At 43.9% G+C, this 15349-nt stretch carries 17 protein-coding genes; 9 read left to right on the top strand and 8 right to left on the bottom strand.

Annotation, left to right across the window (positions count from 1 at the left end; genetic code table 11):
- Positions 1–141: 141 nt before the first annotated feature.
- From A136_RS07130 to A136_RS07150, 5 genes are all read left to right on the top strand, one after another.
- Positions 142–477, top strand: a complete 336-nt coding sequence (locus tag A136_RS07130) for a 5-carboxymethyl-2-hydroxymuconate Delta-isomerase (RefSeq protein ID WP_017065054.1) — start codon at positions 142–144, stop codon at positions 475–477.
- A gap of 75 nt (positions 478–552) precedes the next feature.
- A complete protein-coding gene (locus A136_RS07135; RefSeq protein ID WP_017065055.1) occupies positions 553–984 on the top strand; it encodes a GNAT family N-acetyltransferase in 432 nt (143 codons plus the stop codon).
- 266 nt (positions 985–1250) lie between these two features.
- Entirely contained in the window at positions 1251–2240 is a 990-nt protein-coding gene (locus tag A136_RS07140) for a rhodanese-related sulfurtransferase (RefSeq protein ID WP_017065056.1), read from the top strand.
- A 201-nt stretch (positions 2241–2441) separates the two neighbouring features.
- The gene (locus A136_RS07145; protein ID WP_009846137.1) at positions 2442–2699 is read left to right on the top strand and encodes a YdcH family protein; all 258 of its coding nucleotides are present in this window, start codon (positions 2442–2444) and stop codon (positions 2697–2699) included.
- A 161-nt stretch (positions 2700–2860) separates the two neighbouring features.
- Complete coding sequence (locus tag A136_RS07150) at positions 2861–3316, top strand: GNAT family N-acetyltransferase (protein WP_029235277.1); 456 nt, start codon at positions 2861–2863, stop codon at positions 3314–3316.
- Here A136_RS07150 and manA read toward each other — a convergent pair.
- From manA to A136_RS07180, 6 genes are all read right to left on the bottom strand, one after another.
- Positions 3313–4518 (bottom strand): mannose-6-phosphate isomerase, class I, encoded by a 1206-nt coding sequence (gene manA, locus A136_RS07155; RefSeq protein ID WP_017065058.1) that lies wholly within the window; start codon positions 4516–4518, stop codon positions 3313–3315. The genes A136_RS07150 and manA overlap by 4 nt on opposite strands.
- A gap of 291 nt (positions 4519–4809) precedes the next feature.
- Entirely contained in the window at positions 4810–6150 is a 1341-nt protein-coding gene (locus tag A136_RS07160) for an MFS transporter (protein WP_017065059.1), read from the bottom strand.
- A gap of 8 nt (positions 6151–6158) precedes the next feature.
- Positions 6159–7655, bottom strand: a complete 1497-nt coding sequence (gene uhpB / locus A136_RS07165; RefSeq protein WP_017065060.1) for a signal transduction histidine-protein kinase/phosphatase UhpB — start codon at positions 7653–7655, stop codon at positions 6159–6161.
- Entirely contained in the window at positions 7655–8263 is a 609-nt protein-coding gene (gene uhpA, locus A136_RS07170) for a transcriptional regulator UhpA (RefSeq protein ID WP_017061545.1), read from the bottom strand. The genes uhpB and uhpA overlap by 1 nt, the downstream gene beginning before the upstream one ends.
- Before the next feature lie 147 nt (positions 8264–8410).
- Complete coding sequence (gene uhpT, locus A136_RS07175) at positions 8411–9805, bottom strand: hexose-6-phosphate:phosphate antiporter (protein ID WP_017061544.1); 1395 nt, start codon at positions 9803–9805, stop codon at positions 8411–8413.
- Positions 9806–10211: 406 nt separating this feature from the next.
- Positions 10212–10550: a DUF1840 domain-containing protein gene (locus tag A136_RS07180; protein WP_017061543.1), complete on the bottom strand. Its 339-nt coding sequence runs from the start codon at positions 10548–10550 to the stop codon at positions 10212–10214.
- A 315-nt stretch (positions 10551–10865) separates the two neighbouring features.
- Between A136_RS07180 and A136_RS07185 the strand changes: the two genes are divergently transcribed.
- Positions 10866–12056, top strand: coding sequence for a GGDEF domain-containing protein (locus A136_RS07185; protein WP_017065061.1), 1191 nt, complete (start codon positions 10866–10868; stop codon positions 12054–12056).
- Between the two features lie 25 nt (positions 12057–12081).
- Here A136_RS07185 and A136_RS07190 read toward each other — a convergent pair whose 3' ends face one another.
- Positions 12082–12366, bottom strand: coding sequence for a hypothetical protein (locus A136_RS07190; protein WP_017061541.1), 285 nt, complete (start codon positions 12364–12366; stop codon positions 12082–12084).
- A 157-nt stretch (positions 12367–12523) separates the two neighbouring features.
- On the opposite strand from A136_RS07190, the gene A136_RS07195 reads away from it, so the two are divergent.
- A complete protein-coding gene (locus A136_RS07195) occupies positions 12524–13396 on the top strand; it encodes a pirin family protein (protein WP_017065062.1) in 873 nt (290 codons plus the stop codon).
- A 196-nt stretch (positions 13397–13592) separates the two neighbouring features.
- Here the strand turns inward: A136_RS07195 and A136_RS07200 are convergent, their stop codons facing one another.
- Positions 13593–13874: a pyrimidine/purine nucleoside phosphorylase gene (locus tag A136_RS07200; protein ID WP_017057600.1), complete on the bottom strand. Its 282-nt coding sequence runs from the start codon at positions 13872–13874 to the stop codon at positions 13593–13595.
- A 307-nt stretch (positions 13875–14181) separates the two neighbouring features.
- On the opposite strand from A136_RS07200, the gene A136_RS07205 reads away from it, so the two are divergent.
- Positions 14182–14646: a DUF2850 domain-containing protein gene (locus A136_RS07205; protein ID WP_017065063.1), complete on the top strand. Its 465-nt coding sequence runs from the start codon at positions 14182–14184 to the stop codon at positions 14644–14646.
- 398 nt (positions 14647–15044) lie between these two features.
- A partial coding sequence (locus tag A136_RS07210) for a chitinase N-terminal domain-containing protein (protein ID WP_017065064.1) occupies positions 15045–15349 on the top strand: 305 nt, incomplete at its 3' end.

The raw sequence follows: 15349 nt of genomic DNA on the forward strand, positions 1-15349 counted from the left end.
TGGCCGCTTTGGTGATTGCCTGATCGGCTTATTACCGAGAAAGCCGTCACGAGTCAGCATTAAAGGCCAATGTCATTCTCAACAAGAGAGTCACATTGGCCTTAATTTTAGGTCTCCATAAAGTACAGAAAGGACGTCAGTTTGCCGCATTGTATTATCGAACACTCATCCACTATTGATGGTCAGCAACTCAACCAAAAAGTGTTTCTCGGCGCGATGGAATCTCAGTTGTTCTCACCAACAGGAGAAGACATCAAAGTACGCAGCCTTGCCTATCAGCATTACCAAACCGGCGAAGTAAAAGAAGACTTCGTGCATGTCTCTGTGCGTATTTTGTCTGGGCGTAACGAAAGCGTTAAAGCGATGCTCTCCAAGTCCATTTTGGACCAATTACTTGCTCTTCCACTATCCAATGCTTCATTGACCGTAGAGATCATCGATATAGAGACAAGCAGCTATTCAAAAGCCTTAGTTTAAGGACAAGTTACAAACGTACAGCCCCTCACAAATAGGGTATTTTCAAAACATTCGTTAGCAGCATGGAGCAATGAAATGGAATTGGTGATTGGTAACAACCCAGAATTGATAACGAAAGCACAGTCCATTCGTCATCAAGTATTCGTTGTTGAACAAGGTATCCCCCATGTATTGGATCTTGATGGGTTAGACCCAGTATCACATCATGCACTGATCACCGATGAAGATAATTTAGTCGCGACGGCACGCTTGCACATTGATGAATCAGGACACTCAACCATGGCACGTGTTGCGGTTCTACAGCCTTATCGAGGATCTGGTATCGCGTCTAAAATTGTTAGCGCACTTCTAAAACACGCCTCTGAACATAGTGCCAAAGTCATTGAAATCCACGCCCATCAATACCTAAAGAATTACTATGAAAAGTTCGGCTTTGAGTTCATTCGTGAAGTGGAAATCGTCGGAGAACACCAACTCATTGAGATGAGATACTACATAAGTTCTTAGCCAAGTATTCAGTAGACAACAAAGCACCACTCCTTATTTGAGTTAAAACTGCTTTTCAAATAACGGCCTTTTTATCACACCTAAAACCACATCAAAAATGATGTTATATAGCCCTACGTTTGGTTGGTTTTTGTCCCGCACCGCCTTGGTTATACTGCGCCTGATTTTAATAAGCCAACAAGACAGAACTAAGTTGAAATACTCAGTTCTGATCAAAACAGGCAACCGCTCTGGATTTACGTTCCAGCTCGCAGAAAGGAAAAACCATGTCTCAATATGTTGTATGTGCTCTGTATAAATTCGTAGCACTTGATGATTACCAAGAAATTCGCCAGCCACTAACCGACGTGTTAGAAGCCAACCAAATCCGCGGTACTTTGTTACTTGCGAGTGAAGGCATCAACGGTACCGTTGCAGGTAAGCGCGAATCTATCGACGCCCTTCTTCAATGGTTCAAACAAGATTCTCGCTTGGCTGATGTTGTTTACAAAGAGTCGTTCAACGAAGAACAACCATTCAACCGCACCAAGGTTAAGCTTAAGAAAGAGATCGTAACCATGGGCGTTGAGGGCATCGACCCACGCCACGTTGTCGGCACTTACGTGAAACCAAACGAATGGAACGCATTGATCTCTGATCCTGATGTGATTCTGGTTGATACTCGTAACGACTACGAAGTGGACATCGGCACCTTCAAAAATGCTGTAAACCCAAACACAGAAACCTTCCGTGAATTCCCTCAGTACGTTGAAGACAACCTTGATCCTAAGAAGCACAAGAAAGTTGCGATGTTCTGTACTGGCGGTATTCGTTGCGAAAAATCAACAGCCTACATGAAAGAACAAGGCTTTGATGAGGTTTATCACCTTGAAGGCGGCATTCTTAAGTACCTAGAAGAGGTACCTGAAGAAGAGAGTATGTGGGAAGGCGACTGCTACGTATTTGATGGTCGAGTTGCAGTAAACCACCAGCTAGAAAAGAGCGGTTACGATGTGTGTAACGCGTGTCGCCTGCCAATCACTGACGAAGACAAAGCCTCTAAACACTTCGAGAAAGGCGTAAGCTGCCCTAAGTGTATTGATAAGCACAGCGACGAGCAGAAAGCCCGTTTCCGTGAACGTGAAAAGCAAGTTCAACTGTCGAATGCTCGTGGCGAAACCCACGTAGGCGGCGAAGCTGCTCACCTTATCGAGCAACGCAAAAAAGAGAAGCTTGCACACAAAGAGCAGCAACGCTCTGGTAAGAAAGCAAAGTAAACTTTCTGCTTTAAACTCTTATAGTTCTAAACATATAACTATAAATAGTTAGCTATATACATACAAAAGGGCGCAATTTCGAGGATAATCCCACGAGTTTGCGCCGTTTTTTGATCGCTTTACGGCTTTGTGTTTTGAACCACATTTCTTTCGAAAAATTACTTCTATACTGTTAATAATTCGACTAGAGAGGAAGTGCCAATGCTCAATGAAAACCATGCCTTTATCTTAGATTTCCCAGATCTTAAATTAGACATTGTTCAGCTCAACCACGACGACGAAAAATTCAAAGCAGACATGCAGAAATACCACCAACTCGACTACGACATCCGTCAGCTAGAAATCTCTGGCAGCCCTATCGATGACGACAGCATGCACAACCTCAAAGTAGAACGCATGGAGCTAAAAGACTCGCTACACAAACAGCTCACACGCCATCACGCGCTTAAGATCGTATAGAAAAATCAATCCAAGACTTTATTCTTAGCCATGCATCACGCATGGCTTTTTGGTTTCATCACTTCGCAAATCTAAGCTAATTCGGCTTCTTCAGTTATGTTACTGTTTGCTTATTCAAAGGCGTTTGATAAAGAAGCAAAGTGGCAATGAAAGAAGAGAATATACAACTCCAGCTCGTTTCAAATTCTGAATTCGAAGAACTGTTTGCGTGTGTTAAACAAGGTCTTTTCATACACGTAGATGACGTTTTCGGCTGGGATGACAACTTCCAACGCCTACGACTTTTAAACGAATACCATCCATCTTGGTTTCATTGGGTATATCGCGAAAATGAGAGAGTAGGACTCGTCTGCTTTAAGCCTTATGACAACGCATACCATATTCATCTGCTGATCATTTTCCCTCAATACCAAGGCCGTTCGCTTGGCAAGCAAGTCATGACTCTCATACATAAAAAAGCTATGGCAGAGCAACTTAGTCAAGTCACTCTATCGAGTTTTAAAAGTAATGCTCGTGCTATTAACTTTTATCAATCGCTTGGCTATCACGTTGTTGATGAAGGAGATGATGATTTTGTGGGGATGGAGCTCAATCTATACCACAAACACCATCTCTAATTAAACGCCCTAGCCACTCGCCCATTACTGCTCAGTACATAATGACCAATATAAGCTGGGATAAATACCGATTGCCCTTTGGTGAGTGTTAGGTGTTCACCTTTCTGACTCATTAACGTTAAATCATCATCTATCGCCATTAAAATTTCAGCACCGCTTGTGATGACTTCTTCTTGCTTTGGGCGATGAAAGATATTGAAATCAAAATCACTGACAGGAATATCATAGCGATCACATTGACCTAACTTTGAGGGCGCTAACAACAAGCGTTCAAACGGGATCGGTTTGAACTCTGTACAGGCAACCAACTCGGCGACATCAATGTGCTTTGGCGTTAAACCTGCTCGCAAAACGTTGTCTGAATTTGCCATGATCTCGAGCCCAGTTCCCTTAATGTAAGCATGCGGAGTATTCGCATTCAAATACATCGCTTCACCCGGGTTCAATGTGATCAAGTTAAGCAGCAGAACACAAAATAGACCAATATCGTTTGGATACTGATGACTAAGCTCAATAACCAAAGCAAACTCCGCTTGGTCTTGATGAGCAGCCGCGTAAGTCAGAAGTTGCTCTAATGCTTGATGTTTACGTTGTTCATTCAACGTTAATAGATCGCGGAAAAACGTCTCTAAACCTAGAGAATCAAGGTTATTGCCAAACTGTTCAACCAAACTAGCCAGCTCGCTCGAATCTAACTTTCTGAACAGACCTAATATTTCATCGAACTCTCGAAAGCCATTCATCGCTTGGTATTCAGTGACCGCGTAAACCAATTCAGGCTTGTGGTTTGAGTCTTTATAGTTACGATGCCCTGCGGTTAGAGGGATTCTTGCTTGCTCTTCTCTCGCAAAGCCAATTTCAGCTTGTCGCTTGTTTGGGTGCACCTGAACCGACAGCGCCTTTTCTGCCGCTAAGATCTTAAATAAGAATGGTAGCTCACCAAACGCCTGCGCAATATCGGTTGATAGGTAGGCCGATTTATTCTTGTTAATCAGCTCAGATAGAGGCACTAAATGTTGGTCCAGCTTGACCATTGAGCAACCTTTCGGATGCGCTCCCATCCAAACTTCCGCTTGCGGCTCTTGTGACTCATTCTTAAAGCCAAACAGTTCACGTATCGAAGAAATGCTCCCCCATGCATAATTTTGGATGGTGTTTTCCATTGGGAAAAATGAGTGTTCTGAGAGGTGGCTGAGTGACATGGCGTTTTCCGTAGTGAGCCCTTTGAACACAATTCAGAGAGCTGATTTCTAATAACGTAAATAATTAGAAAGACTACAGAGCTCGGCTAGAACCCACATGAGATGAGGTCTTAGACGCAATAGGAAAAATTCTTAGAAACAGGTGAGACCGATGAAAAGCGTGAAAATAGTCACATTTGAATATCACGAGTAGAAAGCGCTGAGAATAAGATAGCGGCTTGTATCGCACTGATTACAGCAGCGATACAAGCATCTGAATACAAACACTAGTGACTATCTTGTTATCGTTCCTTAAAAACCAGAGCGAGCTTCTGCACTTTTCTGAGGTGATTGAGCTTGTAGGAAAGGCAGTAACAGCAAGCCAATAACGGCCGCACAAGTAGAGATGGTAATGAAGAACCCACTCCAGCCGTAAGCTTCTAGAACGAGCGCTAATGGGTAACCAGAAAGTGCTGCTCCCATATAAGCAAACAAGCCAACAAAACCTGTCGCTGCCCCGGCAGAGTCTTTATGTGAACATTCCGCCGCCGCCATGCCAATAAGCATTTGAGGGCCAAAAACAAAAAAGCCAACGCAGAATAGCCCAGCCGCTTGAAACACAAAGTTGGTTAAAGGCATAAGCCATAAAGCCGAAACCGAAAGGAAGATGCCAATCGCAAACAAGATGTTCATCGGGCCTCGGTTGCCACCAAACAACCTATCCGATCCCCACCCAGCAACAAGTGAACCAACAAAACCTCCTATCTCGAACAGAGACAAGGCAGCGTTGGCGTTGATCAAACTGTAATCGTGTTCTTCGGTGAGGTATAAATTGCCCCAGTCGTTAACTGCCGTTCTTACGATGTAAACCAACACATAACTAAAGGCGAGCAACCAAATGTACTTATTGCTGAACACATAGGTTTTCAGGATCTCTCGATAGCTTAACCCTTGCCCATGGCTCTCTTGCGCTAATTCCAGGTGATCACTGCGCCACTTCCCTACCGTCGGAAGTCCCATGGTGGTGGGCTTGTCACGTAAGCGCCAGCAGATAATAAGACCGATAAAAACACCAATCACACCCGGCCAGATAAACCCAGCTCGCCAACTGAACTGCAGCGTTAGATAACCCACAAGAATAGGGATAAGCGCTCCACCAACGTTGTGCGCTGTATTCCAGATTGCCCAGCGAAAGCCTCTTTCGGAGCGAGAATACCAAGTCGTCAATAACTTGGAACACGATGGCCAGCCCCAACCTTGGAACCATGCATTCAATACCCATAGCGAGATAAAAGCCGCTAACGAACTCGAAAAGCCAAACGCGATGTTTATCAGACCAGTCGCGATTAGGCCAAGCCCCATGAAGTAACGAGGGTTCGACCGATCCGATATCGTGCCTGAGATAAATTTCGATAAGCCATAAGAAAGATAAAAGAGCGTGCCAATTAAGCCGATATCGCCTTTGTCCAAACCTAGATCGGTGATCATTGCAGGCGCGGCGTAATTAAAGGTTTTACGAGTGAAGTAAAAACCCGCATAGCCGACATACATTCCTATCATGATGTGAAGGCGCCAATAGCGATAACTCTGATTGACCTCATCATCAGTTAGAGCATCACTCTCTGACGTTGTTGAGCGCAGAAATCCAAACATATTCGTTCTCACACTTTAGGTAATGTAACGCTGATATTGGTACCCGAAGATGAGCCATTAGCGTTGATTGTCATCTTGCCGCCGAGCGCCTGAACACGCTCTTGCATACCGCGAACACCCATTCCTTTGAGAAGATCTTGCGCTGTAAAACCAATGCCATTATCTGATATCTGAAGATAAGCCTGGTCACCTAAAAGCAGTTCAATTCTGATTTCGCTCGCGTTGGCGTATTTAGAGGCATTGTTTAGAGATTCTTGGCACAGCCTGAAGATAGTGACCTTAAGCGTGTCACTCAAACACGAGTAATCACCTTGCCAATTTAACTGAATATCAACGCCGTGATCCGAAAACTCCATCTCTCGAATAAGCTGTTCCACGGAATCTTTTAGGTCCAGATCGTCCAGCATCTTAGGTCTTAATTTTGTAAGTAGACGTTTGGTGGTGTCATAAACATTCAAAGATAATGATTCAATGGTACCCGCACAGCGAACGCTCATCTCAGCCGCGTCGACACGTTTAATAATGCTTGCCTGAGTACGAATTGCCGTGATGTTTTGGCCGATTTCATCATGCAGTTCACGCGCAATATCACGACGAACCGACTCTTCAGCGGTAACTAACTGACGTGAAAGGTTTTGATTTCTGGAGAGTTCACTTCGCAATTTGGAGTTGAGATCTTTCTGCTTTTGAACCGCTAAACCAAGCAGTATACCTGTGATGGTTTGAGCAGATAGAGACAAGAGTAAGTCGGTAATTTCGAGTTTGGATGTTCCGCTGTGGGCTGCAATCAACGCGACACTATTTAACATTGTTGCAAGCAGAGCACCTTGCCATCCATAACGAACGGCGAGCAAGATAATAGGGATCGCCATACAGAACGGGGCAAAGCGCCTTAGCTCATCAGGCAAACTGGTTTGTATCAAAATACTGGCGACCAACAACACGCTATATAAAGCAATATGACGGATTTTGAACTCAACGACATTATTGATTAAGTAAGAGCTCAATGGTGCCCACTTGTTTTGGAATAGATAGTTCCAGACCAGATAACACATCGGCACCAGCATCAGTCCGCCAGTAATACTCACCAACCACACCATGTAAACAGCAGAAACATGAGAACCCACCACGGCAACGTTAATAAATGCTGTGACCATGATTAAGCTCGCCATCACTAACAAGTGACGATTCTGGTCACCAGAATAATAACGCTTGGCAATTAGCGTGGCAGGAATACTCAATCCACTGGCGATGAGTATCGTCAGCCATTGGGGTTCATCAAGCAGCAGAGCTAAAGCGATCGCAAGCCCCCACTCGGCAATATAGATAGCAGGCCAATAGTGAGTGCGAGTGTGCAGCGTCATTCCCAATCGAAGTGAAAACGGGAAAAGCAGAATGGCTAACTCAGGGTCATTAATAAAATAGAAGGCAATAACCCACAAACAGAACCATGCACAACCAGCCATAAAAACCCCACACAGGGAGGTGGCTAGGTAAGAACGCATTAATACTGGTCTTGTGTAAACAATTTAGCTAACTCGACGTTGTTCTTAACATTGAGTTTGTCCATAGCATTGGCACGGTGTACATGCACCGTTTTATGGCTAACCCCTAGCTCTACGGCAATAGATTTTACATCGAGCCCTGTCGCCAATAACTGACACACTTCGCTTTCTCTGCGGGTGAGCTGATTTAAAGAGGCTTTATTCTTCATGGGCGTCGCAAGCTTTATGGCGATATCGGGCGTGAGATAACAGCCACCATTTGCGCTCGTGTGTACGGCTTGGATTAACTCATCAGGGCTACAGCGCTTGCTGAGATAACCTTTGGCTCCTAACTCTAATGACTTCTCAACCATCGCCGGCGAGTCATGAACGCTCAACATGATGCTGGCAATGCCAGATGGAATCTCTTCCAATAAGCTCAGGCCACTTTCGTCTTGCATTGAGATATCTAAGATCACGACATCAGGGTGACAACTTGGCAATCCTAGGCGCGCTTCTGCCGCAGAGTTGAATTCCCCCACGACCGTAATATCAGCTTCAAGACTGAGTAATTGAGCAAAGCCAGATCGAACAATGACGTGGTCATCAACAAGCGCAACATTAATCATGATATTAACCAAAATTAAGAGTAAGAAAGAAAAATAGCCCCAACAGGAGCTATCTAAAATTAAGTTTATTAATAGAGATGATACTGAATCGAACTAACGATTGGTATGATCTCACGTGCTTTAAACCAATAAAGCACGTGAGACTCGCTACGCGTTTTGAGACGCTAAGTGTATTTTCTTAGCGTGGCGAATCTTCTTCTCTTCCGCAACCGCAACGAATAGCAGTAACACGATACAAATGGCAGCTGACGTATCAAGCGCTGCGAACGTGCCTTTCCAACCCGTTAAGCCAAAAATAGGTGTGCCGTCTGCAATCATACCTAGGCCAAGTTTGGCAAAGCTGTCACCAATTAAGTAAGCAAATGTACCTTTCACGCCATCCGCAACGCTGATTGCTTTCTTAGGCACGAAACCTACTGCAGCAACACCAATCAGCAACTGAGGACCAAATACTAGGAAACCAAGCACAAACAGTGATGCTAGGTACATGAACTCACTGGTTGCATGCTGGTAGAACTCTAGCGAAACGATAATCAGGCCAAGCGATACACAAGCAACCAAAGCACGGCGTCCGTTCGCAAGGTCTGACAGATAACCCCACATTAACGTACCGACCAGTGCACCAACCTCAAACAGAGTGAAGCCTGAAATCGCGGTTTCTTTTGATAGACCTAGCTCTTGATACGCATAAACGGTAGACCATTGATCGATACCGATACGAACAATGTATAAGAAGATATTCGCGAAGCAGAGCAACCAGATCACTTTGTTTTTCAGGATGTATTCAACAAAGATCTCTTTCTTAGTCATTTGATTTTCTTCAGCAGCCGTATCTTCTTCGCTGACTTCTTCATCAAACAACTCTTCAACCGTACCTAGACCATAGGCTTCTGGAGAGTCATTACCAAAGCGCATACCAATAAAGCCAACCACAATCGCAATGATTGATGGGAACACGAACATACCGATCACGTTGCCATCAAAAAGGTAGTTAGCACCGAACAGAGCAACACCAGCGGCACCTGCGCCACCCACGTTGTGCGACATATTCCAAAGGCCTAAATAAGAACCACGCTTGTTACGAGGCGTCCATTTAGTGATGGTCGAGTAGCTTGAAGGACCGCCGGTACTTTGGAAGAAACCACTCAACGCATAGAAGGCAACCATCAAGAATAAGCTAGCACTGCCACCGCCCATACTGAAGCTGAAGCCCAACATAGCGATACCAGAAAGGACAAGCATGAATGGCAGGAACTGCTTGGTGTTTTTACCATCGGCATAATAGGAAACGACGGTTTTACCGATACCGTAAGTGATAGAGAAACCCAGACCGATAAGACCTAGATCCGTCATCGATAATCCATAAGTAGAAATCATGTCGTTTTGCGCGACATTGAAGTTCTTACGGATCAAATACATGGTTAGATAACCAATGAACACGACGAGGTAAGATTGTAGGAATGGTTTAAACCACATTTTTCTTCTAGTTTCGACCGGAAGATCCAGCGTCGGTTTTCGAACCTGATCTAGGAACTTTAACATTGTGAACTCTCTTATTTTTTGTGAGGTCTGCACGGCATAATTGCGGCCATACATTGTTTGTTAGTTGACCGTGAAATAATAAGGAGTCTAAAAATCGACCGCATGAGAGAGGGTCTTAGAATAACTAGGAAAAATTCTTAGTTCAGAATTGGGAGTCAAGAAAGCGTGAACAGCATCACTTTGTTTACGGTCTGTTATGGATTGATATTACGATAACAAAAGTCACTCATTTCAGGGCTGACGAACCTTGTAAATAAACAGAAACGAATGGATTACTTCATTAAAAAAACACCAGTATCGGTTCATCACCATAAAACTCCATGGTCATGGTGTGTCCGATACTGGTTCAGCATTCATTCTGATTAAAATAGATTCAATAGGCTTGTTACGTTTCGCGTGAATCGTACTACAGTCGCTTGCCGCTACCGTCTTCCCACATTACTTCACATTCATCTTTGATGGCAGCTTTTAATAATTCAACCAGTGGGAACGCTCGACTACCGATATTAACAGGCGCTTCAACCACCTCTTCTTCATTGTCGTCATCAGTATTTTCATGCTCTACGGACTTGCTCTGCTCTGCTGCAATAGCAGCACGTAGATTATCCAGAGCTTGAGGAACCTCTGAAGCATCCATAGCACCTGGGATGGAGCCGCTATGCCCAAGCATCTTGATGAACTGGAGGCCGACTTCACCAAACATCGTGACACTAGCATGAGCTTTACAACTAAAGGTAATTAACATAATGAGCCTTTCTTAATTTTGGTCGTTTACAAACTATGTGGAGTAACTCTCTGGAAAGCAAGTAGATAAACATCAAACAACGGTTACAAGTTTGATGCTTAAATCTAATCTTCTAGAGATGACCAGCACCATCGGTGATATACATCACTATTTGGAATTGATTGAACAGCCTTTCATATGAAACCTTGATAGTAGTCACACTAAATAGACATCTAAGCCTCTGCATAGCTTGTTATTTAATCTACTATTAACACCATTATCAAAAACTTTGGCACAGATCACATGAAAAGGCTCGTCGGCAGGCACCTAGAAGAAATGGCGGACATACGATCCACCCGCAAGCAAAAAATTGTTCACTCCTTTTCACTGACTGCCGCTGCGTTATTCATTTTCTACACTTGGGCTTACTTCCAAGGCCAACATTACACGCTGTCGGTTTTCGAACTGTGTTTTGCACTTATCGCTATCTCCAATGCATTTTACGTAAGAAAAGTCATTAACCCTGAGTATTCAGAATTGATCCTGAGCGGTGTTTTACTGGTTCAAGGGGTCATCCTATTTTTGTACAGTCACGCCATTCCTGACCGAATTCTTTGGCTCTACCCTATTCTGGCGGCGGTGATTTTTATCAATGACTTCAGAATTGGAATCATCTTCAGCACCTCATTTTGTTTGTTTATCAGCACCTTAATTACGGCAATGCCCAATAACTTTTCTCTGCCATTTAACAGCACACATCGGTTTATTCTTAGCCTGTTTACCATGAGCTTGGTGTGTCACACGTCCGCTTATTACTACACAAAAGCCGTCAGTTATATCCAACGCCTTTATAAAGAAGGCATTGAAGATCTCGCCTACAGAGACCAACTTACCGGATTGGCCAACCGTTGGAGCTTTGAGCGCTGGGCTGTAGAAAAGCTTGCGACAGTGGATAGTGAGCGATCACTTACGGCATTGGTCTTTTTGGATATAGATGACTTTAAAGGCATTAACGACAGCTACGGGCACGATGTGGGAGACAGTGTCTTACAGCATTTTGCCAATCGCTTGAGCAACAACATTCGAACCAGAGACAGAAAAAGCCATGAATACGATTATTCCATCGCGCGCTTTGCTGGAGACGAGTTTGTTCTGATGCTCTACGATGTGCCAACTCGTAAAGATCTAGACGGCATTCTAGATAGGATCTGCGGGCTGTTCGAAAGCGGCTGCCAAACAAACGAGAGAATCAAGGAATTGACGTTAAGTGTTGGGGTTGCTTTGTATCCGCAAGATGCCCAAGAATTACATGAGCTGACGAGATGTGCTGATAAAGCGATGTATGTTGCCAAGCATTCAGGAAAAAACCGATATGCTTATTATCACGACAACCCAGTATCGACCCTGATAGAAGAACTACCAACGAGCCTTGTTAGCTCAGCACCGGATTCATCTGAACTTGAAGATTGCTTTGAAGCGAAGATCGAAGGGAACAATGTTACGCTATTAAAAACGCGCCAACGCTAGCCATTCCTATAACGGAGCGGCGCTGCTAACCTGCAAGGTACATAAGCCAAAGACTCACTAACCCGATCATAATAATCCATATGACTTGACGTGTTCGGTTTGGGTTATTCCCTTTAGGTCGCCTCACCACGGTTTTAAAAGCGGCTTGCTTAGCTGACTGAATAAACGGCGCTTCTATCTCACGTTTTTTCACGCGGCGTTTAACTGCGCTGTTTGCAACCTCTGTAAAGCGCTGGCTTTGCTCCGTTGTAAAGTCGTTATCAAAACCTATCCGACCATGCCTTTCGCCATGTTTTTGCTGAACTGCCATAGCGGCCTCCTTGGCGATATACTCTCTATTGAGTATAGACATAATTTCATATTGTTACCTGTTCAAGATTTTCGAATAAGTCACTCAACGCTGTGCCATCTTCTTTTTAAATCAAATTACATAAACTACAGCTATTCAAGTTTATGAGGGTTTCAAAATGACGAATGTAAGAGCAGTAGATCATGTGATTACAGCACATGCCACCTCAGATGGTGATGGCGTCAAAATCCAACGACTCGCAGGTTTTAATAACGCACGTTTCTCTCCATTTTTAATGATTGATGAACTGAAGTCGGATGAAAGCAAAGACTATGTTGGCGGCTTTCCTCCACATCCTCACCGTGGGATAGAAACGCTCACTTACATGCTGCAAGGTCACTTCCAACACAAAGACCATATGGGGAATGTTGGAGAGCTGCGCAGCGGTGGCGCACAGTGGATGGCCGCAGGCCGTGGTGTCATTCACAGCGAAATGCCAATGATGGAAGAAGGCGCACTGCATGGTTTTCAGATTTGGATAAACCAACCTGCGGCACACAAAATGCAGCCAGCGCAATATCACGACTTCCAAAATGAAAGCATCGCGGAACATCAAAGTGAACAAAGTGGTTTGTTGAGAATGATTGCCGGAGGGTTTGAACTGTACAACCAAACTGACAAGGATTCAGAGGCTTTACGAGCGCAGGGTCCATTACAGAAAACAGGTGTGCCATTAAGCGTTGCGGATTGGCGCTCTCATTCTGGGCAAAAAGTCACGTTAGGGACTAATGTTAATCACAATGCCATGACTTATGTGTACCGAGGCAGTATTAAGATCGGCGACAAAGTGATCAACCAAAGTCAACTTGCCCTGCTCACCAAAGCTGAATTGTTGTCTTTAGAAAGCCTAGAAGATTCAGGTGTACTGATTTTTTCTGGTCAGCCGATTAATGAACCTGTCGTGCACTATGGTCCGTTTGTCATGAACTCGATGGAAGAGATTAAACAGACAATTCAAGACTACAACAACGGTGTGTTTGAGACTTACTGATGTCTTGGCTTTGAGCTTTGAAGGTTGAAGAGATTTTGCAACGAACAACGATTTGGTCATCCATTTGATGACTACAAAAACAAGTGACACTATCCACTGCCGGTTACTATCACTTATTTAACCACGCTCCTAGAGCGTGGTTTTTTTCTATTAAATCAGAGACAAACGATGCCTGATTGAACAAATTTAGACCTGATTACAAGTACTCACATAGGTAAGCAGTCGCTTCTTTTACCTGTAGGTCGAATGAAGAGTCACCCGCAACGTCAAAAGACTCACCAGATTGGTATGTCGTCCAGTCATCATCACCAACACGCTTTACAATCAAAGCACCTTTAACAACGGTCATCTTTTCTGGAGCCGCAGTACCGAACGTGTACTCACCAGCCGCCATTACACCAACACTCACATCAGCACCAGACTGGTTAAACGCTAACGACTTAACGCCACCTTCAAAGTATGTGTTTTCTTTAATCATTGTACTTCCTTGTTATCTTCAAATTGCAATTATTGAGCTCACCGAGTAAGCCTATGCGTAAATTTAGGTGATAATTGTTTTAACCAATTCGAGACTTTCCTACAAGAAATAAATACGCATAGCTTAAGCATTTCTGGAGTTCGCTTTCATTGATAGCGTAAATACTGAGGAGCAAGGCTAAAAACCACTAACGCAACCACATTTATTAGAACATTCGATCCTGCTTCTAACTCTTAGAACAATTTTTGCAAACTAAGGTTTTAATTAATAGAATCTAAAACAATATCAGTCGAAAAATGAAGAGATAATGGCAAAAAAGCCGACTAAAAGCAGAGATCTATTTGCCAACTCGTTACTCTACGGCTTCCTATTAGCTGGCTTTATGGTTGCCCTCACCGCCGGCTATTTTGCTTACCAAGCCCACCAGCAATCTGTCAGCCCAAGCAACGTCTATGGCACATGGATAGAGATTGCGGCGCCACCTTACAACACCGACATCCTGACACTTTCAGAAAACGGTGTGATGATGAATCATCGTCTTATCACTACCTCATTCGATTTTGACGGGAAGATCGTCACGATCAATACTGGCTCTGGAACCACCGTTTACACCATCAGTGGTACTTACGATTCGCCTCGCTTAAAGCGATTAGAGCCAAGCGTACCATCTCAGCAATTTATTAAAGAAGGCTACGAAGATACTGCGACTGGTGATACCCATAGTGTCATGCAACAACGACGCGCTTCCTTAGCTGAGCAATTCAAAAGATAACCCTCTTATCCATACTGCCATAAGCATTCGTCTTCAAGTTTACCCGTCGATCGACCCCGCTCGCTCAACATACTTCACTTTGTGATTCAGCTTCAATCCACAGTATTTTCTTATAGTTTGTCGCACCTTTTCATAACTTCATGTCGTGAATTTTCACTTGTGAGATTTTCCTACTGAAGGATGTTTTATTTTATAAAACATGGACTCAGCCTCTCATTCATTAAGCAACAGAATTGTAACAAGATACAATTTTTTAGTTGTCCATCGAAAACGGATTTATTTTCAGTTATGAAATTAAAACTCTCTCGAATACTGACTGGGAAGCTCCTTCAAAACTGATTGGAGCCGTTTATGGGGCCATTGGGTTCTCGTAATCTTCAAGGAATGAGAGAAATAGTATGATTCGTATAAATACCTGTGCTGCAAGCATTGCTCTAGCGCTATCTGGTACAGCATTAGCTGCTCCAACAGCACCTAGCATCGACATGTACGGTTCCAACAACCTGCAATTTTCTAAAATTGAACTCGCGATGGAAACCACCTCTGGCTACAACCAGATGGTTAAATATCACGACAAAGCAAAAGTCGACGTTAAGTTCAACCAATGGAGCGGAACGTCAGGAAACACGTACAACATCTACTTTGATGGCGTTAAAGTAGCCACTGGCCCAATCACTGGCAGCCAAACCACGGCTTCATTCGG

Origin of the sequence: Vibrio crassostreae 9ZC13, assembly GCF_000272045.2 — a bacterium.
GTDB lineage: Bacteria > Pseudomonadota > Gammaproteobacteria > Enterobacterales > Vibrionaceae > Vibrio > Vibrio crassostreae_C.